The following is a 25156-nucleotide window of genomic DNA, read 5'->3' on the forward strand; positions in this document are numbered from 1 at the left end:
CTATTAAGCCTCCTCTTTTGCAGTTTGCTCACGCATTGAACGCATCGCACATTGCGCAGCTTGCTGCTCGGCTTCTTTTTTTGATTTCCCACGACCAATACCCAGCTCTTGCCCATTTAATAGTACGCTCGATACAAAGGTACGGTTATGTGCAGGACCCTTTTCATCAATAATTTCATAATGAAGAAGACCGTTATTTGTTTGCTGTACCATTTCTTGCAATTGGCTTTTGAAATCCATCACATGCGAAAAAGCACCGACTTCTACTTTCGGGAATACGATTCGTTCTAAAAAGCACACAACCGTTTGTAAGCCTTGATCTAAATAAAGGGCACCTACAAATGACTCAAATACATCTGCAAGTAACGCTGGGCGTTCCCGTCCACCTGTTAATTCCTCACCTTTTCCAAGTAATACAAAGCGACCAAAGCCTAATTCATTTGCAAAGATAACAAGTGAAGGCTCACATACTATGGATGCTCGTAGCTTCGTCAGTTCACCCTCACTCATATGAGAGTATTTCTCAAAAAGGTATTTAGAAACAGACAGTTCAAGTACTGCGTCTCCTAAAAATTCAAGACGCTCATTATCCGTAAACAATTTACGGCGATGCTCATTCACATAAGATGAATGTGTGAATGCTTGATACAATAAATTTTTATTAATAAATGTGATATTTAATTCATGCTGTAACAGCTCGAATTGATTGCGTACTTTTTCAGGAAGCACGCCAGATTTCTGCATAGTTCCTTTTCTTTTCATAGCCATTGAACAATCTGCCTTCCTAATAGTTTCTACCGTTTAAGTGTACCTTTTTCAAGGCATTTATGCAAAAGTATTTCGGCTTAAATACAATGTTTTGGAAATTATTTTTTTCAAGGCCAATTTCACCTTGGCGTAATTGCCGCTGACGCTTCGCTTTCGCGCAGGAAACATTTGCCGCTGACGCTTCGCTTTCGCGCAGGAAACATTTGCCGCTGACGCTTCGCTTTCGCGCAGATAAACAATGCGTCCGATGGCTTTAGGCCAACGTGATGTTGGTTACTCAGTCGTCGCCACAGGACGTGGCGTTCTTAGACTGAGTTCCTTAATATCAGTAGGTGTTAGGACACTCACTAAAAAGGAACGACTATTGTATTCTTCTTACCACCTTCACAAGTGAGTGTCTTCTACTGAATAAAGATAAAAAAGAGGACGATCATGGTTCGCTAAACGAACCATTTCGTCCCCTTTTTAAATACACCTCAGCATAGTATCTGCTCTTCCACTGAAGTAAAGCATGAGTAACTTCTGCTAAAGGCTTTAACTTTATTTAATCATAAACATTTATTGTATAATGACCGCATTCATGTCAACACCGATAGAGGTGATTAATTTCTGCTCAATAAAGTTAAACGGATTAGTTTAATTTACTTTCGATGTATGAAATTGCAGAACCAACTGTTGAGATTTTCTCAGCATCTTCATCAGAAATTTCCATATCGAATTCGTCTTCAAGCTCCATTACAAGCTCAACTACGTCTAATGAGTCAGCACCTAAATCATCACGGAAAGAAGCTTCTAGTGTAACTTCACTTTCTTCAACACCTAAACGGTCCACGATTACTTTTGTTACGCGTTCTAATACTGTAGACAAAACATTCACCTCCCCTCAATGATTATACAAAAAATCATTATCTATGACTAATTGAAATTACATTACCATACCGCCATCTATATGTAACGTTTGACCTGTCATATAGTTAGCATCATCTGAAGCTAGAAAAGCTACGGCCTTTGCAATATCCTCAGGCTGCCCAAGTTTTGCTAGAGGAATTTGCGTAAGCATACCTTGCTTTAGATCTTCTGGTAGTTGCTCAGTCATTTCAGTTTCTATAAAGCCTGGTGCAATTGCATTTACTAAAATATTACGTGATGCTAATTCCTTTGCAGTTGTTTTAGTTAACCCAATAACACCGGCTTTTGCAGCTACATAGTTAGCTTGCCCTGCATTACCAGCTACACCGACAATCGATGAAATATTGATGATACGGCCTGCACGTTGCTTCATCATTTGACGTGTTACTGCTTTCGTACAAAGGAAAACACCTTTTAAGTTCGTATCTAGCACAGCGTCCCATTCATCTTCTTTCATACGCATTAACAAGTTATCACGCGTAATGCCCGCATTATTGACTAAAATATCAAGCGAGCCGAATGTTTTCACCGCTACATCCATTAATGCTGAAACTTCCTCTGTTTTTGAAACACTCGCTTGTACGGCTATTGCCTCGCCGCCATTCTCTTGAATCGCCGCGACAACTTCCTCTGCCTTCGCCTGTGAACCGCTGTAGTTAACGACAACTTTAGCACCCTCGTCAGCAAGCTTTAATGCAATAGATCTTCCTATTCCACGTGAAGCACCCGTTACAACAGCTACTTTACCCTCTAATTTACGCATTAATTGTCCACTCCTTCGCCGCTTCTAGTACAGCCTCTAATGATGCTTCATCATAAACGCAGTATGTTGCAACAGATCGGTCGATTTTTTTCACTAATCCACTTAATACTTTGCCTGGTCCACACTCAATAAAGACATCCACACCTTGCGCAATCATTTCACCCACAGATGCTTCCCATTGCACAGCGCTATATACTTGTTCTACTAATTCATGCTGAACAGCTGGAACATCCTCTAATCCTTTCGCCATTACATTGCCGATTACAGGAATTTGTGGAGCTGATAATGATATATCAGCCAACGCTGCTTTTAATTTTTCAGATGATGGTCGCATTAGCTCTGAATGGAATGGACCACTAACAACTAAAGGAATTGCTCGTTTTGCACCAGCTTCTTTTGCCGCTAAAGAAGCCTTTTCAACGCCTTCTTTTGTACCAGAAATAACGATTTGCCCTGGACAGTTTACATTCGCTACCTGAACTGGCTCACCTGCTGCAGATACTTTTTCAGTTACTTCATGCAGTGCCTCAAGCTCCATCCCCAGAATAGCTGCCATAGCACCTTGCCCTGCAGGTACAGCTTCATTCATATAAAGCCCCCGCTTATGCACAACAGAAACTGCATCCTCGAACGAGAGCACACCAGCGATTACTAATGCACCATATTCTCCAAGTGAATGTCCAGCTGCAAAATTTGGTGTTATACCTGCCGCACGTAATTTTTCTGCAACCATTACACCAGTAGTTAAGAGTGCCGGCTGTGCATGGTAAGTCAATGTGAGCTCCTCAGCTGGTCCCTCTAACATCAGCTTAGATAGCTCAAAGCCAAGCGATTGATTTGCACGCTCATAAAATGCTTTACTTTCTGCCGCATTCTCAATAAACTCTTGCCCCATCCCAACTACTTGAGAACCTTGTCCTGGAAAAATAAATGCTATTTTCGTCATTTTTTATTAATCCCCTTTTTAATCAATTATGCCTCGGCCTAATTTGCGTCCGCCGGAGGCTTTAGGCCAACATGATGTTGGTCACTCAGTCGTGTGTTGTTGCTGACGCTGCGCTTTCGCACAGATAAAACCCTATTGCTGTCGCTTCGCTTTCGCACACATAAATTGCCACAGGACGTGGCGTTCTTAGACTGAGTTCCTCTATTTCAGTGGGTGTTTGGACACCCGCTGAAATAAGTTAATCAATTTCTAAGTGACGTACTGTATCTGTAATCGTCGAGATGACTGTATGCTCAACCATCGTATTTGCTTGGCGAATTGCACTGTATATTGCTTTGGCATTGGATGAGCCGTGCGCCTTAATGACAGGTGCTTGCAAACCAAACAAGCCTGCACCACCGTATTCTGTGTAATCCATTTTATTTTTTAGGTCACGTAAATTATTTTTCATAAGTGCTGCCGAAATTTTCGTTTTTGTTGAAGACATAAACGCTTCTTTTAGCATTGAAAATAACGCGCCAGCAGTACCTTCGATCGATTTCAGCACCATATTACCTGTAAAGCCATCTGTTACAACAACATCCGCTACCCCTTCAAGTAAATCTCGAGCTTCAACATTACCAATAAAATTTAAATCAGCTTCTTTTAATAAGCCAAAAGCTGCCTTCGTTAATTCATTCCCTTTTTTATCTTCAGTACCGATATTCAATAAGCCGATACGTGGCTTTTGTAAGCCACCTACCTTTTTCGCATAAATATCGCCCATAATCGCATATTGCAATAAATGCTCAGGTCGTGCGTCCGCATTTGCCCCTAAATCGAGCATTAAAAAGCCCTTACCATCTAAAGTAGGAAGTGTAGTGGCTAGAGCAGGTCTAGCAATCCCTTCAATACGTCCTACTTTAAATAAGCCTCCTGCCATTAAAGCACCTGTATTACCCGCTGAAAGACAAGCATCCGCCTTTCCTTCTTCAACCGCATCCATCATGCGTGCCATGGATGAATCCTTTTTACGACGAACAGCACGTGCTGGATCGTCTGTTCCTTCGACAACTTCATCACACTGTACTACAGTTAATCGATCATGTATTTTTAAAAATGGTTCAAGCTTTTGCTGCTGACCATATAATTGAATTTCTAAATCTGGAATTTGCTCTAATGCTAATAACGCACCTTCAATAACTGATTTTGGTGCGTTGTCTCCACCCATTCCATCAAGCGCTAATTTCATTGTTGTTCACCTTTACCTTTCGTGCGGTACATATCAAATTCACCAACAAAAACTGTTTCACCGTTAACAGTGGACGTTAACTCTACTTTTGTACGATGATTTTTTTCATCACGTCCGATAACGATCGCTTTTGTAATAACACGATCTCCAGCTCTAACAGGTTTCACAAAGGTAATGTTAGAATGTACTGTTAACGCTAGTTCGTCGTCAATTACTGCTACCGCTAATGAGTTTGCCTGTGCAAACAAATGATGTCCACGTGCGATGCCATTGCGCTGAAAAACATGTTCTTCTTTTACGTCAAAAATAGATAATGCACGATTATCCAATTCAATATCAATTATTTCTCCGATCACTTCATCAATCGGTAGTGATTTAACTTCATTTTCATAGGTTTTCGAAGCAACATCTTTAATTCGTTCTCGTAATTCCGGAATAGATAATTCCATACGATCTAAACGAATTGTTTGGACACTAACCTGAAACTGTGTTGCTAGCTGTTCATCTGTGACGAATGGATTATCAGCTATCGTTTCGGATAATTGTCGCTGTCGCTCTTTTTTCGTTCGTCTCAACATCATTCGCCACCTTTTTAGTTGTTATTAGCACTTGGTACTAATATCAGTATATAGAGTATAAAAAAAGAATGCAAGACTTGTTTTTAAAACAAGCGCTCACATTCCTAATTGAGCATCAAAGATTCAGTTAATCGAAGCGGTCCCCTTGTAAAACACCTGAATTTTCAAGCATTTCACGCAAATATTTGTACTCATCATCATGCCAAAAAGCATCCGTCTCAAGCATATCCGTTGCATCTTTTCTCGCAGTTTCTAGTATGCGATAATCGTGCACTAAATCCGCTACTTTAAAATCAGGCAAACCACTTTGTTTACGCCCAAAGAAATCACCTGGACCACGTAATTCCAAATCCTTTTCAGCTAGGCGGAAGCCATCATTCGTTTCCGTCATCGACTGCATTCGCTCTTTACCTTCATCGGATTTTGGATCTGCTAGTAACACACAATATGACTGATGTTCACCACGCCCAACACGCCCACGTAGCTGATGCAACTGTGCTAAGCCGAAGCGTTCAGCGTCATAAATAATCATAAAAGTTGCATTCGGTACGTTAACTCCTACCTCGACAACAGTTGTAGACACGAGCACATGAATAGTTCCCTCACTAAAGGCTCGCATGACAGCGTCTTTTTCATCCGCTGATAGGCGACCATGCATTAATCCGACATTGTAACGCCCATTAAAATATGTTGCAAGTTGCTCATAGATTTCTACAGCATTTTGTACATCCAGCTTGTCTGATTCCTCGATTAGTGGACAAATAGCATAAGCCTGTCTACCTGCAGCAAGCTCTAATTCTAGCTTTGACATAACAGAGCCAAATTGCTCTTTTTTCATCCAATGCGTTTCAATTTGCTTACGCCCCGCTGGCATTTCATCAATCATTGAAACATCCATTTCTCCAAATGCTGTAATCGCGAGTGTACGCGGGATTGGTGTCGCCGTCATAAAGAGTACATCTGGATTTTCCCCTTTATCACGCAATATTCTACGCTGCTCTACACCAAAACGATGCTGTTCATCTGTTATAACAAAACCAAGTTTGTAAAAAACAACATCAGGCTGAATTAGCGCATGTGTACCAATTAAAATATCTATGTCTCCGTTTGCCAGTTCTTCTAAAAGTAAACGACGCTCCTTTGCTTTCGTCGATCCTGATAGTAAAGCTACACGTACGCCAAACGGCTCAAACCATTCCTTTAAATTTTCAGCATGCTGCTCAGCTAAAATTTCCGTCGGCGCCATTAACGCCCCTTGAAAACCAGCAGTTACAGCAGCATATAAACATATTGCCGCAACAACTGTTTTCCCCGACCCTACATCACCTTGAAGTAAGCGGTTCATACGATGTGGCTCTTTCAAATCTTTACAAATTTCATTGACAACGCGTTTTTGCGCACCTGTTAATTCATAGGGTAATGACGCAATAAAAGCACGTAACTTTTGCAAATCAAACTGTATAACTGTACCGCGCTCACTATCTTTCCTAATTTTACGTAACGCTTGAATACGTACTTGAAAGTTTAGTAACTCTTCATAGGCAAAACGTCTTCTAGCCTGTTTCGCATGCCCAGCATCAACAGGGAAATGAATTCCCTCAAGCCCTTCACGCATTGTAGCAAGCTTATAATCGGCTTGTAAATGCTGCGGAACAGCATCCGGTATCTCTGCACCAAACTCATCTAATGCTTGTCGCATATATTTACGAAAACGCTTTTGTGGAATCAAACCTTTTAGACTATAAACAGGTTCAAAGTCAACTTGATCTGTCTTAGGGCCAAACGTTACAGACGTTCCATTGATTACTTGTCTGCCACGGTCCCATTTTCCCGTAACGGTTATAATAGCTCCCGGTACAAGCTTTTGCTTCAAATAGCCTTGATTAAAAAAAACAACCTTAACTAAATGTCGACCTGCCAGCACCGTGACTTGTAATCGTGATTTATTGCGACCTAAAAACAGTACTGTCGGTTCACGTTCAACTTTACACTCAACTGTGACACGTTCATTATGTGGTGTTTGTGCTAAATCCTTTAAACGAAAATCCTCATGTCGATGCGGAAATGTCCATAACAAATCCGCAATCGTCTCGATGCCCAATGCCTCTAAATGCCCTGCTGTTTCTTTCCCGATTCCCTTTAATTCAGTAACGGGATTCGTTAGATCAGTCACCTTGCACGACAGCTCCTCCAAAGTTTTTCACCACAAGTACTTTACCTATAGTCATTCGTATAACCATACTATTTTTCAGCATATGAGTTTTCCCCTTTCTTACGATTACTCTTAGCTTTCATAATAATGTTGTTTGCATTTAACACTTTTGAATAAAACATACTAAGCATTTTATATATTCAATATCATTATATAACTTTTCATTTTCAGTAAGATAGCAATTCAATTGATTAATAGTTAATTATATCGCATGAATAATCACTTTTTCATCCCAATACATTTTCTTGGTGATACTCCATATTCTTGACTCATCACCATAAAGCGTGGTTGATTTCCGTTCCGGCTGGGCGCTTTCCTGGGGGCGTCCGATGAGCCGCTTCGCTTCGCTGCAGGGTCTCATCTGTGACGCTAATCCCCAAGGAGTCGCCCAGCCTCCACTCCAATCAACTTATATACACGGCGTTCGTTTTAACTTCTATCAGTGAATGTTTATTGTATCGAAAGCATAGTGACAGGTACAAATCTTTTATGTAATGTAAGTGAAACGGCAGTTACAAAAGTCTCCTACCTCTATAAGTGGTGAGATGAATGCGGGTAAGTTACTTTTTAGAAAGTGTCCAAATTTTAATGCAACATCAATTAAAAAATGACCCAATTTCAATTATGAAGAGGATTATTAATTGTTGTAAATCGCAAACTAGAACAAATGAACATTGTTGGCAAAACTCTCTTTGTCAAAACTACCCTCCCGAACTATTTCACCATTATGCCTTACATTTTCACCTACACCATGTAGAACCTCAAAAAAACACGCCTTCCACTTAGGAAAAGCGTGTTGAATATTTTTATTTTTGAAGTGACTTGATACTTTCTAAATTGCCATTATCAAAAATGGCTCTGCTAATAGCTTTGCCTGTTGGTGTTGCAGCAAGTCCTCCACGTGCAGTTTCTTTTAAATTCGGACTCATAGATTGTCCAATTCGGTACATCGCACCAATCACTTCGTCACACGGGATGCGACTTGTGACCCCTGCAAGTGCCATATCCGCTGCCACAAGGGAATTTGCCGCTCCCATAGCATTTCGCTTAACACAAGGAACCTCTACTAATCCCGCTACCGGGTCACAAACAAGCCCTAGCATATTTTTCAATGTAATAGCAAATGCTTCTGAACATTGCTGAGGCGTACCACCAGCCATCTCTACAATCGCAGCCGCTGCCATGCCAGCAGCTGAGCCAACCTCTGCTTGACAGCCTCCAGCGGCACCTGAAATCGAAGCATTATTAGCAACAACGAAGCCGAAAGCACCCGATGTGAATAAATAACGAATCATTTGCTCACGCGTCGGATTTAGCTTGTTCTTTACCGCGAACAATGTCCCTGGTACAACCCCAGCAGAACCCGCAGTTGGAGTAGCACAAATTGTACCCATAGCTGCATTAACTTCGTTTGTTGCAACAGCCTTACTCACCGCGTCTAGTAATAAATCCCCCGACAGTGATTTGCCTTGCGCAATATAATTTTGAAGCAATACTGCGTCACCGCCCGTTAAGCCTGTTACAGATTTTACACCCTTCAAGCCTCTTTCAACAGCTTCTTCCATCACCGTTAAATTATTGTCCATTTGCTGTATAATTTCTTCTCTTGTGCGTCCAGTTATTAACATTTCCTGCTCTATCATAATTTCAGAAATTAGTTTTCCTTCTTGCTCCGCTCGTTCAACTAGTTCACGAACATTATGAAACAATACGTCCATATTGGGGCACCTCCTTAGTTATTAATTTTAGAAACCTTCGAAATATGTGGTATTAAAGAAATTTGTTGTAATACTTTTTCCTCGATGTTTTGATCGATTTCTATCACCATAAGGGCTGTTAAACCACGTTCAATACGAGAAACCTCCATATGCCCAATGTTGACTGCATGCATCGCCAAGCAATTTGCCACATTGGCAATACAGCCTGCACGATCATCATGGACAACAAGAATTGCTGGCATGCCTCCAGTTAGACGTAGCTTGAAGCCATTCACCTCACTCACTTCAATTTTACCGCCACCGATAGAAATACCAACGACAGACATCTCTCCTTCATCATCGCCAATTACAAGGCGAGCTGTATTCGGATGCTCCATATTTGCTGTTTCTGGGATAAACTCATAATCTAACCCTGCCTTTTCTGCATCGGCAAAAGCTGTTTTGATCCGCTCATCGAATGTATCGTAATTTAATAGGCCCCCTACCAAAGCTACATCTGTTCCATGTCCTTTATACGTTTCAGCAAACGAACCATATAAGTGGATTTTCGCCCATTTTGGTTGTCTTCCAAATAAATCTCTGGCAACGCGTCCAATTCGTGCGGCACCTGCCGTATGAGAAGAAGAAGGCCCAATCATCACTGGTCCAATAATATCAAATACTGAAGTAAACTTCATAATAACATCCCTCTATTCTATCCATATAATAATATCGATTTTTTATTTATATCATGCTTGATAGTTACTATAAAAGTAAAGCACTTCTTTATCAACTTTCAGAAAATTTACACGACTATAATTTACACAACGGAAATATAGATTAACTTTTGTCTACTCCGTATACACAATAATTTCAAAATGCTGATATTCCAGTATTTCCAAGTTCAGTGTCCACTGGATGCATACATCAAATCATTTATTTTTAGCTAATTTAACTCGTTTATTATCCCCTATTCTCCTTGTACCATAAACAAAAGCAGTACACGGCTTGTGCACTGCTTTGTCTACTTATGCGCAAAGTAGAGTGAATTATTCTACTGAAATAATATATGGATATAATCCTTGTTTACCATTAAATAACTCTACTTCAACCTCTGGATAATTCTCTTCAATGAATTTCACTAATTCTGAGGCATTTTCTTCGGTTGTATCCTCACCATAGATGACTGTTACAATTTCTGCATCTTCATCCACCAAATCAGTAATCACCTTCTCAGCAGCATCTTTTAATGCTGGAGTAGATAATACAATTTTCCCTTCTGCAAGAGCCATGAAATCATCCTTATGAATTTCCACACCATCAATAGATGTATCTCGAACTGCATAAGTTACTTGGCCAGTTTTAACATTTGCGAAGGCTTCTGTCATTGTTGCTTGGTTCATTTCAACTGCCGCTTCTGGATTAAACGATAAAATTGCCGCCATACCTTGAGGGATTGTTTTCGTTGGAACTACAGCCGCTTCTATATCTAAAAGCTCTACTGCTTGTTCTGCTGCCATCACGATATTTTTGTTATTTGGTAAAATCAATACTTTTTCAGCACCAATTTCTTGTACTGCCTTCACAATATCTTCAGTTGAAGGGTTCATTGTTTGACCGCCTTCAATAACATAAGAGGCACCAATTGAACGAAGTAATTCAGCAACTCCCTCGCCCATTGCAATCGTTACAATTGCATATGGGTGCTTTTCTGCTTTTTTAGCTGAAGAAGGAGCTTTATGATCCTCACCAACAATGGCAGAATGCTGTTCACGCATATTGTCGACTTTAATTTTAATAAGACTACCATATTTTTGACCCATTGCTAAAACAGCGCCTGGTTGTTCAGAATGAATATGCACTTTTGCAATTTCTTCATCTGAAATAACGAGTAAAGAATCACCTAGAGGATTTAATTCATTGCGGAATTGTTCTTCGCTAAATGGCTCTTTTCCTTCTTCAAAACGTACCATGATTTCTGTACAATAACCAAATTCAATATCCACAGTATTCATGAAATCTTGTGCTCTATGATGTTCTGCATTAATTAAATCATCTAAAGTTGCTTCATTTTTCACCGGTAATGGCTCGCCCTTTAAAGATGCTAAAAATCCTTCATACACAAATAGAAGACCCTGACCGCCACTATCTACAACACCGACTTCTTTTAGAACAGGAAGAAGTTCAGGCGTACGTTGCAACGAAGCCTGTGCTTCAGCAGTAAATGCTTCCATCACTGCAATGATATCGGTTTCAGTTTCTGCCACTTCTACACCTTTTTTCGCCGCTTCACGTGCAACCGTTAAAATTGTTCCTTCAACTGGCTTCATTACTGCTTTATAAGCAGTTTCTACACCTGCTTGGAAGGCACCGGCAAAGCCCTTGGCATCAATTGTCGCTTCTTTTTCGATCGATTTACCAAAGCCACGGAATAACTGCGATAAAATAACGCCTGAATTTCCGCGTGCTCCCATAAGTAAACCTTTTGATAAAGCTTGAGCTGTTTTGCCGATATGTTCTGACGCATACTGCTCCGTTTCCTTTGCCCCAGATGTCATCGATAAGTTCATATTCGTTCCTGTATCACCATCTGGTACTGGAAATACATTTAATGAATCAACATAATTTGCATTTTGGAATAGGTGATGAGCACCCATTTGCACCATTTCTGCAAACTTTATTCCGTCTAAAGACTGCATTAGAATTAGTTCCTCCTCTTAATCATTCGCTACACGAACGCCCTGCACAAAGATATTGACAGATTTCACGCTCATACCTAATGTTTTATCCACTGTATATTTCACTTTCGATTGTACTTGATAAGCAACTTCCGAAATTTTTGTCCCGTAACTAACAATAATGTACATATCAATATGTAAATCGTCGTTCTGTTTTCGAATAACAACACCTTTTGCAAAATTTTCTTTACGTAAAATATCAGTTAGACCATCACGAATTTGATGTTTAGATGCCATGCCAACAATACCGTAGCATTCTACAGCAGCGCCACCAGCTATTTGTGCAAGTACATCTGTTGAAATATCAATTTGGCCGAATTCATTGTTTAATTCAATTGACATAGAAATGCCCCCTTGGCTCTTTTTGACTAAATGATATTGTAACACTTTCGTTATGCATTAAGCAACCTTAGAAGGCATGAAAGCGCATTGTATCAACGTTTTACTGACATTAAAAAGGTAAACATACATCTTCATCGAAATTTCCACTTTTGCAGTAAAAGTTATTACGACCGTTTTGTTTTGCTGTGTATAGTGCTTGATCAGCTAATTCACAGCATATTTTCAGTTGCTCGCTATTTGAAATTTTGGCATGACACATCCCGATGCTGACTGTTACAATATCAGCTACTTCCGAACGTTCATGACGAATATTTAAGTTGCGTACTTCCTCTAAAATTTCCTCACAAACATGCTCTGAAAACTTTGCGGCATGCTGACTAACGATTACAAACTCTTCGCCTCCCCACCGCGCTGCAAATGCATTATACTTTTCTGCAATTTCCTCTAATAGAGCAGCCACCTTTATCAATGCTTCGTCACCCTGTAAATGACCGTAATAATCATTTAAATTTTTAAAGAAATCAATATCAATCATCATGACCGATAAAGATGTTGGTTTACTAAGTTGTTGCCCTATTTGTGTCAATTTATTATTAAAGGCTCGTCGATTAGGCAAATTTGTCAACGTGTCCCGAAGCACTTGCTCTGATAGTTCATTATTTTTCTCAGCTAATAATTTTGACAAATTCTTAGATTTTTTCATTTCTTCTTGTAATAAAATATGTTGCTTCGTAATTTTACTTTGAACTTTATAAGTATGACGCTGAATCATTAGCCCTATGGGAATAATAAGACACATCGGTAAAAATATTTTAATGCTTTCACCTGATATTCCAACACTCAAATAAGCACTTATTAAAATTGGCGACACTGTTATTAACATAATCCAAAAAATTTTCAGGAAAGGGATAGCAAAAACAGTGCAAATCAATAAAAACAACACCTCATAAAGAGCCGTATGTTTAAAGAAATAAACGTCCATTACGGTTATGACAGTAATTAATAACAATATTGTATAGATGTAAGCAAGTAAGATCGTTTCGTATTTTCGTAAATTAAGGGATGTAACCTTAAGTTTCTTTTCTTTCACAAATAATAACACCGCTAGATCTAGATAAAACAATATAGTGTGGATGGCTATATAAGCTGGCACCATCGCTCTTTCTGTTTTCACAAAGAAGACCTCGCCATAATGAATAATTGTAATAATGGCTGATATATACATCAATGTCCATGCTACTGTTCGCATGCGTTTTAAATTAAATTGAACCATTTCTTTTTGTATAGAGAGAGCTAGCTCTTCTTGATTTCCCATAACTTCCGCTCCTAATAAACAATCTTGCAATAATTTGTCCTTTATTTATCGTCTAAATAATGAAAAATACAAGTAGTCTTTGCAAAATCGTTGAAAATTGAACAAGATTAGCTCGACCTTTAAAAAAGCTCAAAAAACCTACCATATTGCTAGGCAGGTTTCATGTAGTCAAAAACAAAACTTTATAGAAGGCATTTCACTTCGCTGCATAAAATATTCTCAAAAAAATAAAAAAGCTGATGCTTTATTTCAAAAATCAGCTTCCATGTTTTTTGTAAAACTATTGTTTCAATGAAATGAAAATGTTATGTAAAAAAAATGATTCTTCGGCAAAGCAAGGGGTTGATTTTCGTTCCGACTGGGCGTTTTCCGGGGGCGTCAGGGCAACAACTGGGTTTTGTCTGTGCGAAAGCGAAATGTAACGTAGCGGAAGCAATCAATGTTTTCTGCGAAAATGAAGTGTCATCGTACTGTTACGGCAGAAGTGGCTCGACGCTCACCATCAAGAAATAGAGTAGCACGGTGCGGAATTTTTCCTTACTGAACAACATTCTAGGCATCTATATATTCATAAAATGTTTAAAAAATATTAAAGTCATTAAAGATAATAAAGATTTTAAAGGTGGCGTAGAAATTTTATTTTCATACCCTCTTTCTGATTTCCTTATATAATAAAAGTATTGATAAATATTTCAATATTTATATACATAAGGAAATGGTGGTGTGCTAAGTTGTATTCTCATAAGCCAAAAAATTATGAGTGTCCATTTTGTCGGATTGTATCAGGGAAAGAAAAACAAAATAATGGTACAAAACAAAAAGACATTATTTATCAAAATAAACATGTAACAGCATTTATTGCGAGTAAATGGTGGCCGAACAATAAAGGACATGTTCTAGTTGTTCCGAACGAACATTTTGAAAATATATATGAACTTCTAGCAGAAATGGCTACTGAAATCCATCGTGTTGCTCAATTAACAGCATTTGCAATGAAAAATACATACGGTTGTGATGGGATTTCTACTCGGCAGCATAATGAACCTGCGGGAAATCAAGATGTGTGGCATTATCATCTTCATGTATATCCAAGATATGAAGGTGACAATCTTTACATGACGAAAGGTTACTACACAGATCCTGACGAACGACCTTTCTACCCTGAAAAGTTACGTTCATGGATACACCAAAATATTTAGGTCATTTAGTTTTAATTCAAACAAAGGGATTGGGTATGCTTTTCGTCTTCAAAAAAATATATAAATTTTTTATTCATAGAAGTTCAAAATAAACATAAAGACCACTTAAGTACCCATCTATCCATTATGCTGATAGGTGGGTACTTTAATTCAACGAGCCTAATTAAAAAACTATTTTATTTCTATATATTACATACAAATCGGGCGTGCAGTTAGTGCGGGTTAAAATCGAGCTACTATATACCAGGAATTGTAACACCTAGAAATCAACAACCATTATTTAACAAGTACTTTTTGTCTGTAAAGGTTTTTTTCTTGAAAGGTTATGTGAAAACTATTGCACTGAACGTCATCGTATGTTAAATTATTATGGTATGTGAAATACCGAACTGAAATAATAATCTTTCAGCATTAACAGTAAGGAGGGAATACAACATGCCAAAACAATGTGTAATCACTGGGCGTAAAGCTCGTACTGGTAACAACCGTTCCCACGCTATGAACGCTAGCAAACGTTCTTGGGGTGCTAACCTTCAAAAAGTTCGTATCTTAGTAGACGGTAAACCAAAACGTGTATGGGTTTCTACTCGTGCATTAAAATCAGGTAAAATCGAGCGCGTTTAATCGTCGCTTCCAAAAAATCGATTTTCGCATTTGGCGCAAAATCGATTTTTTTCTGTCTCAATAACTAGGCAAACTACCAACCGCCTTTGTGAATATTTATATAATAAAATGACTATGCCGCTAGAAATTACTTCTCATAGTAATTCCTAGCGGCTTTCATTACATAGCAGTACAACAATCTGCAGAAATTAACAATCTTCATCTTTTATCAATTTTATGCATGTCAAAAATGAACGGTATAGCTACTCACCTTATTTGAACAGAGTAACTACTAACAGTGATGTGATTGTCCATTTGTTGTTGCTGTCGCATGCTATGTGAAGTTGTTGATTGGAGTGGAGACTGGGCGACTCCTTGGGGATCAGCAATAGAGGAACGAAGGCTAAAACCATCACGTCCTGTGATAACGCCTTCGTGACCAACCTCGTGTTGGCCCGAGACCCTGGAGCGAGCAACGCGAGTGAAGCGGCTCATCGGACGCCCCCAGGAAAGCGCCCAGTCGGAACGGAAATCAACCCCTCGCTTTGCTGAAGCACCATATTTTTTTACATGCTACATTAATTTCGCAGATACATTTATTTCCCAAAAAGTAAAAATCCGACTAGTGTTAGTCGGATTTTTTTACTTTCTTTTCTTTTTTAAAAATGTTGATACATGTACGCGTAATACTACTTACAAATTTCGGCAGCTGGAACGTATATACTTTCAGGACTCTCTCCCCCTTACGCTAATCTATGCTTCTTATCATTAAACATATGCCTTGCGAGAAAGATATAGACCCTGAATTCCCTATTATTTCATTACTTGTAAAGCGAGATGTACCAAGAGAGATTTCTTCATTTGTTGTTTCATATTTTACATGCCTTAATGTCACATCTTTAATCGGCTCTTCATGTGCAAAGAAAGACAAATAACGGTATTGTTCGTCTGCTTCAATGAAGTGCTTGCCCGGCATTAAAAATTGCAACATATTTGCATAATTAATAATCTTCAATACTACCTGCGGATGCTCTTTTTGTAACCGATAAATCGAACGAACTGCTGCCTCATAATGATCTAAACGACCACCTGTAACACCTGTAAGTACAATTTCTAGCGGTGTATAGGTCAAAGCTTTTAATAACGCTAAGTCCGTATCCGTTTCATCTTTTTCTTCCTGGAATCGTTGTCTATCATTTGTATGTGCCATCACCAGCTTGTATTTCTCTTGCGATAGTGAATCAAAATCTCCTACTATGGCATGCGGTGTGATTCCTTGCTCGATTAAATATAGCGCTCCTCGGTCTGCTCCGATAAATAACACATCACTTTGTTCTTTATACGGGCTAAATGAACAGAGTTCCGCTCTTGGCCCACCTGCACAAACAACGACTACTGTCATCCTTGAATCGCAGCCTCACCAGCAGCTAAAATTTCCTGTAGGGCCGCGGTACGATCTTCTTTACTATAAATAGCGGAACCAGCTACAAAAATTGTTGCTCCTGCTTTGGCACAAGGAATAATAGTCTCTGCATTAATACCACCATCAATCTCTATAGCAATATCGAGATTACGTTCTTTAATAATAGCTGCTAATGCTTCAATTTTTGGCACAACAGAATGAATGAATTTTTGCCCACCAAACCCTGGATTCACTGTCATGAACAACACCATATCAATATCTTCTAAAATGTGTTGAATAGATTCTATTGGTGTATGTGGATTTAATACAACACCAGGTTTGACTCCATACGAGCGAATTAATTGAATTGTACGGTGTAAATGGCGGCAAGCTTCTACATGCACCGTAATATAGTCTGCTCCTGCATTGGCGAATTGTTCAATATATTGATCAGGATTTTCGATCATCAAATGAACGTCTAGTGGTAAATCAGTTAAAGGACGAATGGCGTCTAATACAATAGAGCCAAAAGAAATATTTGGCACAAAATGACCATCCATAACATCGATATGAATAAGCTGTGCCCCTGCCTTTTCTACTTCTTTAACTTCTTCTCCTAATTTAGCAAAGTTCGCTGCTAAAATTGATGGTGCTATTTGTATCATCATTAATACCTCGGCTTTCGATCCATAATTTCTTGCATAAATTGTTTGTAGTGTTTATAACGATAGTCACGAATTTCTCCCGCCTCAACAGCTGCCTTTACTGCACATTTTGGCTCCTTTAAGTGTAAACAGCCTCTAAATTTACAATCATCTGCCATACGGGCCATTTCAGGGAAGCATGCGCCTAATTCTTCTTTTTCTATTTCATCAAAATCAAACGAACTAAATCCTGGAGTATCTGCTAATAAGCCGTCACATACCTCGATTAATTCGACATGGCGAGTCGTATGTTTTCCTCGCCCTAAGCTTTGTGAAATAATTCCGGTTTTCAAATTTAAATCTGGAATCAATGTATTAAGTAGTGTAGATTTCCCAACTCCAGATTGCCCTGCTAACACGGAACTTTTTCCCTTTAAAATAGGTTGTAGACGATCAACTAATTCTTCCTCACCTTTATAGGTTTGTAGCACTGTATAATCCATGCTTTCATAATCTGCTATATAGCTTTGCAATTCCTCGCGTTCATGATCTTCTAGCAAATCCATCTTTGTTAAACAAATAATCGGATGAACATGAAATGACTCTAAAACAACTAAGAAACGATCCAGTAAAATTGTATTAAAATTAGGTTCCTTTACAGAAAACACCAAAATCCCTTGATCAATATTGGCAATTGGAGGACGTACTAATTCATTTTGGCGTTCCATAATTTTTTGAATAGTACCGTCTGATCCCTCTGTTTCCAGAGTGTATTCTACATTGTCGCCAACGAGTGGGGATTCCCCGCGATTGCGAAAAACCCCACGTCCTCGACATTGTATTAGTTGTTCTCCATCATATACATAGTAATAACCGCTTAATGCTTTACGTATTTGGCCTTGCGCCATCCAATTCCCCCTTATTTAACATCATCAAAATTGAAACTGTCTTCCTCAATAATTTGCGAATCACGTATAATTTTATATGCGCCTACTTTGCCCTCTTCAATGACAAGCTGTATTTTATACGGTTTATTAGCCGTAATAGTAAATTTATCGGCAGCTGTTGACATTGTATGGTCTTTATCTTGAATTTCAATACGAATAGATTGCTCCATACCTTCCTCTGTTGGTTCATATGGTATTTCCACATGCACAGTTTTCACCACAGTTTTTACAGGTTTTTCGGCAGGTCCTTTACTTATAACAACAGCTATTGTAGAGCCTGGTTCAACTTCAGTCCCAGCTCTTGTCAATTGGGAAATAACACTTCCGGCAGCTACTGTATTATGATAGTCTTCACGGGCAATACTCCATTTTAAGCCTTTACTTCTTACATACTCATCCATTTCAGCCTTCGTGTAATTCACAACATTACCTACGGTAACCATTTGTATACCTGCGCTTACCGTAAATTTCATCTTTGTATCTTTAGCGATTACCTCTTCTTGAGGTTTAGGCTCTTGATCAATAATTGTTCCTTCTCGTTCTGTTGAATGCACCCAACTAATATCTGGGTCTGAAAATTTACCACCCTCTAATATTGATTTAACTTGGCTGATTTGCTGTCCTCTATAATCTTCCACTTTCGTCGTTTCTACTCCAAGACTTACGATTAAATCAATTTCCGTACCTTTTATACGCTCTGTACTCTCTGCAGGGTCTGTTTCAATGACTTTACCCTTTTCAACGTCCTCATCATAACGCTTCTGAGGTTCTTTACCAACAGTAAAACCTTCAGCCACTAATTTCTTCGTAGCTTCCTCAACTGTCATATTAGCCACACTAGGTACAGGCGTCTTTTTAGGAATAAATAGATCTGTGCCAAAATAAAGGGATAGGAAGATGGCGATAGCCGCTATTAATAGTCCAGCAACATATATTGGCCATTTTATCTTTTTCTTTACAGGTGCTGTCTTTTCCACAGGCTTCTTAGCCTCGGGTTTCGGCTTTGCTTGTGTAATTGGTTCGATTACTCTGGTCTTCGTTAAATCTTCGTCTTTACGTATAATTGGCTCTTTTATAATCGGAATAGCCTTTGTCACATCATTATCTTCCGGTATGACAAACTTTGGTTCATTGATTCGATTTGGCGATAAAATTGTTTCTAAATCTGCCTGCATTTCTTCCACGGTTGAATAACGATGAGAAGCATCTTTCGCTGTAGCTTTTAGCACAACATTTTCAACGCTTTGAGGTATTGTAGCATCGAATGCACGAACGGACGGTGTCTCGGATTGTAAATGTTTAAGCGCGATTGAAACAGCTGACTCGCCTGAAAACGGCAATTCCCCTGTTAATAATTCATATAAAACAATGCCAAGTGCATAAATATCAGATTTGTTTGTTGCCGTACCACCACGAGCCTGCTCTGGTGATAAATAATGCACCGTTCCTAGTACGGAGTTCGTTTGTGTAAATGACGTTGCACTAAGCGTCATCGCTATGCCAAAATCAGTTATTTTCACATTACCTTCAGCGTCCATTAAAATATTTTGAGGTTTAATGTCACGATGGATAATATGATTTTCATGAGCATTGGCAATTGCTGATGTTAACTGCTTCATAATATGCACACTTCTAGCAGGAGAAATTGGTGCAAATTCCTGTATGTACTGCTTTAATGTTTTTCCTTGGACATACTCCATCACAATATAATGTAGATCACCATCATCACCTACATCATAAACACTAACGATATTTGGATGTGTAAGGCTTGTAGCAGAAAGTGCTTCACGTTGAAAACGGCGATGCAATTCATCCTCATTGGTAAAATCATAGCGTAATATTTTGATCGCTACATCACGGTTTAAAATCATGTCATGTGCTAAATAAACATTGGACATACCACCGCCACCAATTAGCCCTATAATTTTATAGCGATCACTAATTCGTTTACCTACAAGCATACTTACACCTCCTCATCTAGCCTTGTGAGTAGCACGAGGGAGATATTGTCTTCTCCCCCGCTTGCATTTGCTAATTCCACAAGTTTTCGTCCTTTTTCTTCTATTGAATCCGGATACGTAATAATTGATGCCATTTCATACACTGTAAGTTTATTGCTTAAACCGTCAGAGCAAATGAGTAAATACGATTCTGATGCTAAATCAACTTCATAAAAGTCAGGTTCGATCGATTCTTCTGTACCAACTGCTTTTAAGATGAAATTTTTCTTCGGATGCGTCAATGCTTCCTCTTCACTAATTTCACCATTTTCAACCAGAACATTTACATAGGAGTGATCTCTTGTTATTTGTTGTGCACCATCATCAAAGAAATAATACACACGACTATCACCAACATGTGCGATAAAGCAATGATTTTTTTCAATTAACACTGCAATAAACGTCGTGCCCATTCCTTTACAGTCTTCGTGTGATAAAGAATAGTCGTATATACTTTTGTTCAATTGCTTGACCGCTTGTAATAACCACTCTTTTTTTGATGTTGTTGATGCAAAATGATGTGCCTCTGCCTGTAAAAAAACGGATTCTATCCGCTTCATCGCCATATCACTCGCTACATCGCCAGCATTATGACCACCCATGCCGTCTGCTACAAGTGCTAGTGCAAGCCCGTCTGGACGTTTAAAAAATGCCGCACGGTCTTCATTAATTGCTCGTTTTAACCCAATATCACTTTCGACTGTGTATTTCAACACTGGTCACCTCGTCTCTTCAGATCTCTCTTGCGCACGTAATTGACCACACGCAGCAGCAATATCAGAACCTTGCTCTCGGCGGATCGTTACGTTAATACCATTCTTCTTTAAAGTTTTTTCAAAGGCAAAAATTTGACTACGGGATGTGCGAACATAATCACGTTCTGGTACGTAGTTTACAGGAATTAAGTTCACGTGGCATTTAAGTCCTTTTATTAATGCAGATAATTCTTCTGCAATTTCAACAGAATCATTTTCACCAGACATTAAACCATACTCAAAAGTAACACGTCGGCCAGTTTTTTTAGTATAGTAACGAACGGCTTCCATTAATTCATCTAATTTATAAGCACGTGCAATTGGCATCAGTTTTTGACGATCCTCTTGGTTTGGTGCGTGCAAGGATACTGCAAAGTTAATTTGTAGTTGTTCATCAGCGAATTCGTAAATTTTAGGAACAATTCCTGATGTTGAGACAGTGATGTGACGAGCACCAATATTTAACCCTTTTTCATGGTTGATGACTTTTAAGAAGTTCATCATCGCTTCATAATTATCGAAAGGTTCTCCAATACCCATAATGACGATATGTGACACACGTTCGTCCAATTCATCTAAAGTTTGTTGTACTTTGACAACTTGCTCCACGATTTCCCCTGCTAATAAGTGACGTTTTAATCCACCTAAAGTTGACGCACAAAACGTACAGCCAATTCGGCAGCCTACTTGTGTCGTCACACAAACAGAGTTCCCATATTCATGACGCATTAATACAGTTTCAATAGAATAGCCGTCTTGTAGTTGGAATAAAAATTTGATCGTACCATCTTTAGATTCCTGTTTAATAATTGTTGACAATGTCGTTAAAGAAAAACTTGCTTCTAGCTTTTCACGTAATCCTTTTGAAAGGTTAGACATCTCTTCAAATGTTTTTACACGTTTATTATAAAGCCAATCAAAAATTTGTGCTGCACGGAATGGTTTTTCACCATTTTCCTTTAACCATTCTTCTAATTGTTCCGGCTGTAATGAGTATACCGATTCCTTTAAAGTTGGTTTTTCTTTTTTCGCGCGTCGAACAGGCTTGTCTTCCGCTTCTTCAACTAAGTCGTTAATGCGCTCATTAAATTTCTCTTGATCCACCATCAGTTGGATCCTCCTTTTTTACGAAAGGCGGCAACGAAGAAACCGTCACTACCACAGTCTTGTGGAAAGACTTGAAGCATGCCATTTGCTTGCTTTTCCGCTAATTTTGTTGGTAAAGATTCTAGTTGTATAGCTTCCATTTCTGGATGCGTTGTTAAAAAGGCTTCTACAGTACCTTCGTTTTCCCTTTTATCTACTGTACATGTACTGTACACAAGCTTGCCATCTATTTTCAATACTTTTGTTGCAGCATCTAATAGTGCCAATTGTATTTTTTGGAGGCTTTCTAAATCTTCTTCTCGCTTTGTATATTTAATATCTGGCTTACGGCGCATAACACCTAAACCACTACAAGGTGCATCGACTAAAATAGCATCGAATGATTCTGGTTGTAGAAAATCCGGTGCCTTACGTCCATCAATCGGAGCAGTCTCTACGATATCAATCCCTAGACGATCCGTATTATGGTCGATTAAATCTAATTTATGAGGGTGAAGGTCAGTCGCTAAAATTGAACCTTCATTTTTCATAATCTCAGCTATATGTGTTGTCTTTCCTCCCGGAGCTGCACACATATCTAAGACGCGCATGCCAGGTGATGGATGCAAAACATTTGCTGGAATCATTGAGCTTTCATCCTGAATAGTAATAAGCCCTTCTTGGAATGCCTTTGTTCGAGCTGGCTGACCATTTGTTACATGTAAACATTCAGGCATTAGCTCGCTTCTCTTCGCTGCTAAACCTTCCTCTTCTATACTGGCAATCGCTTGCTCAACGCTTGCTTTCGTCGTATTTACACGTACAGTCTGCACTGGAGGTACATTATTTTCATGTAGCATTTCAGCCGCTACTTCAATACCGTAGTTATCTACAAAGCGTTGCACTAACCATTCGGGATGACTCGTTTCAATAGCAAGACGCTCAATTGGATCTTTAATGTCATCAGTAGAAGCTACACCCTGACGTAAAATAGAACGTAAAATACCGTTGACCATTGAAGCTATCCCTTTGTGACCTCGACGCTTAGCAATTTCTACAGCCTCATTTACCGCTGCATGTGGTGGGATACGTGTTAAATAATGCATTTGATATAAAGATAAACGTAAAAGCCAGCGCACCCAATGATCCACTGAGCCACGGATAAATGGCTCTAAATAGTAATCGAGTGTCATTTTATATTGTAAAGTACCATACGTAATTTCTGTTAAAAGCGCACGATCCTTAGCTTCAATTTTATGTCGCTTGATTGTTTCATTTAAAAGCAAATTACTATAGGCTTGATTTTTATCTACTGCTAACAGAATAGAAAGTGTAGCATCGCGCACATTTCCATCCCAAATTACTACGCTTTTTTTACTCATTTAAATTGGTCCCCGATCTGTAATTTAGAACCTGTACCACGCAAATATTCCTCTGCTGTCATGCGTTTTTTACCAGCTGGTTGTACATCATACAAGGCAAGTGTTGTACCATTTCCTGCTGCAACTTCAAAATAATCCTTTGAAATCGCAACAACCTCACCTGGTAAAGTATCATGCTTTGTGTTACCAACTTGTGCCCACCAAATTTTAAAGTTGCCATCTTCAAATGTTGTATAGGCAACTGGCCACGGATGAAGACCACGCACTTGATTGTATAAAGTTGTAGCATCCTTTGTCCAATCGATACGTTCTTGCTCACGTGAAATATTGCTTGCAAAGGTTACTTGTGCTTCATCCTGCACGGTACGATTATTCGTTCCATTAATAATAGAAGGAAGTGTAGCTTTTAATAAATCAGAGCCTACAGCACTTAGCTTATCAAATAGTCCACCTGTATGATCTTCCTCTTCAATTGGGATAGCCTTTTGAGATATGATATCACCTGCATCAAGCTTTTCCACCATATACATGATCGTTACACCCGTCTCTTTTTCACCATCAATAATTGCTTGGTGAATAGGTGCTCCTCCACGATACTTTGGTAAAAGTGACGCATGGACGTTAATGCAACCAAGCGGTGGTGCATCTAGCAATTCTTTCGGCAAAATTTGTCCAAAAGCAGCTGTTACGACTAGGTCAGGCTGTAAATCAATAATTTGCTGTAATTCCTCAGAACCACGTAGCTTTTCAGGCTGAATAACAGGTAAACCTAGCTCCATTGCTGCTACCTTAACAGGTTGTGGTGTTAGCACACGCTTACGCCCAACTGGACGATCTGGTTGTGTAACTACAGCTTTAATATCATAACCTTCATGATGTAGCATACGCAAAATTGGCGCTGAGAAATCAGGTGTTCCCATAAAAATTATTGAAGTCATATTATTCCTCCTCTTCAGCGTACATTGCTTCAAGCTCTTCTTCAGTTAAAATGCGTTTGATTTTTGAATCAAATAGCACGCCATCTAAATGATCGATTTCATGTAAAATTGCTCGTGCATCAAAGCCTCCCGCTTCTAACTCATATACACGTCCTTCACGGTCACATGCTTCAATTTTCACATAGTCAGGTCGTTCAACCTCACCGTATAATCCTGGGAAGCTTAAGCATCCTTCAATATCTACTTCAGCGCCATCTGTTTCAATGACAGTCGGATTAATCATTTCTAAAATATCTCGTTCCTCGCCAAGCTCGACAATGGCAACACGTAATCCTACATTTATTTGCGGTGCAGCAATACCAACACCATCGTATTCAACCATTGTGTCATATAAATCATCTAGTAATGTAATAATTTCTTCATTAATTTCTTTTACTTCCGCGCACGGCGTTGATAGTACCTTTGCTGGATGTTCAACAACTTTTTTAATTGCCATCTTATGTTCCTCATTTCTATATTTAAGGCTTATTACCTTGTCTAAGTGTAACTCCATATCATAATGTGGGGTTGATTTCCGTTCCGGCTGGGCGCTTTGCCGCTGTCGCGCAGATAAAACATTTGTTGCTGACGCTTCGCTTTCGCACAGATAAAACATTTGTTGCTGACGCTTCGCTTTCGCACAGATAAAACATTTGTTGCTG

24 protein-coding genes are annotated in these 25156 nt (G+C 39.0%); 2 read left to right on the top strand and 22 right to left on the bottom strand.

From position 1 onward, the window contains the following. Positions 1-3: 3 nt before the first annotated feature. From rnc to ACMZ42_RS06615, 12 genes are all read right to left on the bottom strand, one after another. Positions 4-768, bottom strand: coding sequence for a ribonuclease III (rnc, locus tag ACMZ42_RS06560; RefSeq protein WP_370075254.1), 765 nt, complete (start codon positions 766-768; stop codon positions 4-6). A gap of 631 nt (positions 769-1399) precedes the next feature. Further along, on the bottom strand, positions 1400-1636 hold the full coding sequence (gene acpP, locus ACMZ42_RS06565) for an acyl carrier protein (RefSeq protein WP_036124798.1): 237 nt from the start codon (positions 1634-1636) through the stop codon (positions 1400-1402). 57 nt (positions 1637-1693) lie between these two features. Beyond that, positions 1694-2440, bottom strand: a complete 747-nt coding sequence (gene fabG / locus ACMZ42_RS06570) for a 3-oxoacyl-[acyl-carrier-protein] reductase (protein ID WP_402868163.1) — start codon at positions 2438-2440, stop codon at positions 1694-1696. After that, entirely contained in the window at positions 2433-3386 is a 954-nt protein-coding gene (gene fabD, locus ACMZ42_RS06575; RefSeq protein ID WP_370075256.1) for an ACP S-malonyltransferase, read from the bottom strand. Before fabD ends, fabG begins: the two co-directional genes overlap by 8 nt. Positions 3387-3624: 238 nt before the next feature. Continuing rightward, positions 3625-4617, bottom strand: a complete 993-nt coding sequence (gene plsX, locus ACMZ42_RS06580) for a phosphate acyltransferase PlsX (protein WP_415730930.1) — start codon at positions 4615-4617, stop codon at positions 3625-3627. Next, positions 4614-5192, bottom strand: coding sequence for a transcription factor FapR (gene fapR, locus ACMZ42_RS06585; RefSeq protein WP_132357884.1), 579 nt, complete (start codon positions 5190-5192; stop codon positions 4614-4616). Before fapR ends, plsX begins: the two co-directional genes overlap by 4 nt. 130 nt (positions 5193-5322) lie before the next feature. Beyond that, positions 5323-7368: an ATP-dependent DNA helicase RecG gene (recG, locus tag ACMZ42_RS06590; RefSeq protein ID WP_370075258.1), complete on the bottom strand. Its 2046-nt coding sequence runs from the start codon at positions 7366-7368 to the stop codon at positions 5323-5325. 845 nt (positions 7369-8213) lie between these two features. Continuing rightward, positions 8214-9125, bottom strand: a complete 912-nt coding sequence (gene sdaAA, locus ACMZ42_RS06595; protein WP_402868171.1) for an L-serine ammonia-lyase, iron-sulfur-dependent, subunit alpha — start codon at positions 9123-9125, stop codon at positions 8214-8216. A 14-nt stretch (positions 9126-9139) separates the two neighbouring features. Further along, entirely contained in the window at positions 9140-9802 is a 663-nt protein-coding gene (gene sdaAB / locus ACMZ42_RS06600) for an L-serine ammonia-lyase, iron-sulfur-dependent subunit beta (protein ID WP_402868173.1), read from the bottom strand. Between the two features lie 351 nt (positions 9803-10153). Then, a complete protein-coding gene (locus tag ACMZ42_RS06605) occupies positions 10154-11803 on the bottom strand; it encodes a DAK2 domain-containing protein (RefSeq protein ID WP_415730931.1) in 1650 nt (549 codons plus the stop codon). Between the two features lie 18 nt (positions 11804-11821). Beyond that, a complete protein-coding gene (locus ACMZ42_RS06610) occupies positions 11822-12184 on the bottom strand; it encodes an Asp23/Gls24 family envelope stress response protein (protein ID WP_132357473.1) in 363 nt (120 codons plus the stop codon). 109 nt (positions 12185-12293) lie between these two features. Next, positions 12294-13499, bottom strand: coding sequence for a GGDEF domain-containing protein (locus tag ACMZ42_RS06615; protein WP_415730932.1), 1206 nt, complete (start codon positions 13497-13499; stop codon positions 12294-12296). Between the two features lie 731 nt (positions 13500-14230). Here ACMZ42_RS06615 and ACMZ42_RS06620 point away from each other — a divergent pair. Together ACMZ42_RS06620 and rpmB are read left to right on the top strand one after the other, a co-directional pair. Beyond that, positions 14231-14698, top strand: a complete 468-nt coding sequence (locus ACMZ42_RS06620) for an HIT family protein (protein ID WP_415730933.1) — start codon at positions 14231-14233, stop codon at positions 14696-14698. 435 nt (positions 14699-15133) lie between these two features. Next, positions 15134-15322, top strand: a complete 189-nt coding sequence (rpmB, locus tag ACMZ42_RS06625; RefSeq protein WP_370042904.1) for a 50S ribosomal protein L28 — start codon at positions 15134-15136, stop codon at positions 15320-15322. Positions 15323-15929: 607 nt separating this feature from the next. Here the strand turns inward: rpmB and spoVM are convergent. Genes spoVM through def form a run of 10 tightly spaced genes read right to left on the bottom strand, consistent with a single transcriptional unit; the run spans position 15930 to position 24951 of the window. Next, positions 15930-16031, bottom strand: a complete 102-nt coding sequence (gene spoVM / locus ACMZ42_RS06630; RefSeq protein WP_100544041.1) for a stage V sporulation protein SpoVM — start codon at positions 16029-16031, stop codon at positions 15930-15932. 18 nt (positions 16032-16049) lie between these two features. Continuing rightward, positions 16050-16703, bottom strand: a complete 654-nt coding sequence (locus ACMZ42_RS06635; protein ID WP_415730934.1) for a thiamine diphosphokinase — start codon at positions 16701-16703, stop codon at positions 16050-16052. Next, positions 16700-17368 carry a ribulose-phosphate 3-epimerase gene (gene rpe / locus ACMZ42_RS06640; RefSeq protein ID WP_370075343.1) on the bottom strand — a complete coding sequence of 223 codons (669 nt, stop codon included), beginning with the start codon at positions 17366-17368 and terminating at the stop codon, positions 16700-16702. Before rpe ends, ACMZ42_RS06635 begins: the two co-directional genes overlap by 4 nt. A 2-nt stretch (positions 17369-17370) precedes the next feature. Further along, positions 17371-18255: a ribosome small subunit-dependent GTPase A gene (gene rsgA, locus ACMZ42_RS06645; protein ID WP_415730935.1), complete on the bottom strand. Its 885-nt coding sequence runs from the start codon at positions 18253-18255 to the stop codon at positions 17371-17373. An 11-nt stretch (positions 18256-18266) separates the two neighbouring features. Further along, positions 18267-20255 (bottom strand): Stk1 family PASTA domain-containing Ser/Thr kinase, encoded by a 1989-nt coding sequence (gene pknB, locus ACMZ42_RS06650; protein WP_415730936.1) that lies wholly within the window; start codon positions 20253-20255, stop codon positions 18267-18269. A 2-nt stretch (positions 20256-20257) separates the two neighbouring features. Next, the gene (locus ACMZ42_RS06655) at positions 20258-21007 is read right to left on the bottom strand and encodes a Stp1/IreP family PP2C-type Ser/Thr phosphatase (RefSeq protein WP_370075268.1); all 750 of its coding nucleotides are present in this window, start codon (positions 21005-21007) and stop codon (positions 20258-20260) included. 6 nt (positions 21008-21013) lie between these two features. Next, positions 21014-22156, bottom strand: a complete 1143-nt coding sequence (gene rlmN / locus ACMZ42_RS06660) for a 23S rRNA (adenine(2503)-C(2))-methyltransferase RlmN (RefSeq protein ID WP_415730937.1) — start codon at positions 22154-22156, stop codon at positions 21014-21016. Continuing rightward, positions 22156-23517: a 16S rRNA (cytosine(967)-C(5))-methyltransferase RsmB gene (gene rsmB, locus ACMZ42_RS06665; RefSeq protein ID WP_415730938.1), complete on the bottom strand. Its 1362-nt coding sequence runs from the start codon at positions 23515-23517 to the stop codon at positions 22156-22158. Before rsmB ends, rlmN begins: the two co-directional genes overlap by 1 nt. Then, positions 23514-24455 (bottom strand): methionyl-tRNA formyltransferase, encoded by a 942-nt coding sequence (gene fmt / locus ACMZ42_RS06670; protein ID WP_415730939.1) that lies wholly within the window; start codon positions 24453-24455, stop codon positions 23514-23516. Before fmt ends, rsmB begins: the two co-directional genes overlap by 4 nt. 1 nt (position 24456) lies before the next feature. Continuing rightward, complete coding sequence (gene def / locus ACMZ42_RS06675; protein ID WP_049668389.1) at positions 24457-24951, bottom strand: peptide deformylase; 495 nt, start codon at positions 24949-24951, stop codon at positions 24457-24459. Positions 24952-25156: the final 205 nt, after the last annotated feature.

It is taken from the genome of Lysinibacillus sp. NPDC056185 (assembly GCF_047737915.1).
In the GTDB taxonomy this organism is placed as follows: Bacteria; Bacillota; Bacilli; order Bacillales_A; family Planococcaceae; genus Lysinibacillus.

Coding starts and splice junctions, on each gene's coding strand:
- fmt (WP_415730939.1), bottom strand. CDS start 24,455: ATGACTTCAATAATTTTTATGGGAACACCTGATTTCTCAGCGCCAATT.
- fabG (WP_402868163.1), bottom strand. CDS start 2,440: ATGCGTAAATTAGAGGGTAAAGTAGCTGTTGTAACGGGTGCTTCACGT.
- ACMZ42_RS06615 (WP_415730932.1), bottom strand. CDS start 13,499: ATGGGAAATCAAGAAGAGCTAGCTCTCTCTATACAAAAAGAAATGGTT.
- rnc (WP_370075254.1), bottom strand. CDS start 768: ATGGCTATGAAAAGAAAAGGAACTATGCAGAAATCTGGCGTGCTTCCT.
- rpmB (WP_370042904.1), top strand. CDS start 15,134: ATGCCAAAACAATGTGTAATCACTGGGCGTAAAGCTCGTACTGGTAAC.
- ACMZ42_RS06635 (WP_415730934.1), bottom strand. CDS start 16,703: ATGACAGTAGTCGTTGTTTGTGCAGGTGGGCCAAGAGCGGAACTCTGT.
- rlmN (WP_415730937.1), bottom strand. CDS start 22,156: ATGGTGGATCAAGAGAAATTTAATGAGCGCATTAACGACTTAGTTGAA.
- sdaAA (WP_402868171.1), bottom strand. CDS start 9,125: ATGGACGTATTGTTTCATAATGTTCGTGAACTAGTTGAACGAGCGGAG.
- pknB (WP_415730936.1), bottom strand. CDS start 20,255: ATGCTTGTAGGTAAACGAATTAGTGATCGCTATAAAATTATAGGGCTA.
- def (WP_049668389.1), bottom strand. CDS start 24,951: ATGGCAATTAAAAAAGTTGTTGAACATCCAGCAAAGGTACTATCAACG.
- rsgA (WP_415730935.1), bottom strand. CDS start 18,255: ATGGCGCAAGGCCAAATACGTAAAGCATTAAGCGGTTATTACTATGTA.
- rsmB (WP_415730938.1), bottom strand. CDS start 23,517: ATGAGTAAAAAAAGCGTAGTAATTTGGGATGGAAATGTGCGCGATGCT.
- sdaAB (WP_402868173.1), bottom strand. CDS start 9,802: ATGAAGTTTACTTCAGTATTTGATATTATTGGACCAGTGATGATTGGG.
- fabD (WP_370075256.1), bottom strand. CDS start 3,386: ATGACGAAAATAGCATTTATTTTTCCAGGACAAGGTTCTCAAGTAGTT.
- plsX (WP_415730930.1), bottom strand. CDS start 4,617: ATGAAATTAGCGCTTGATGGAATGGGTGGAGACAACGCACCAAAATCA.
- ACMZ42_RS06605 (WP_415730931.1), bottom strand. CDS start 11,803: ATGCAGTCTTTAGACGGAATAAAGTTTGCAGAAATGGTGCAAATGGGT.
- rpe (WP_370075343.1), bottom strand. CDS start 17,368: ATGATACAAATAGCACCATCAATTTTAGCAGCGAACTTTGCTAAATTA.
- ACMZ42_RS06610 (WP_132357473.1), bottom strand. CDS start 12,184: ATGTCAATTGAATTAAACAATGAATTCGGCCAAATTGATATTTCAACA.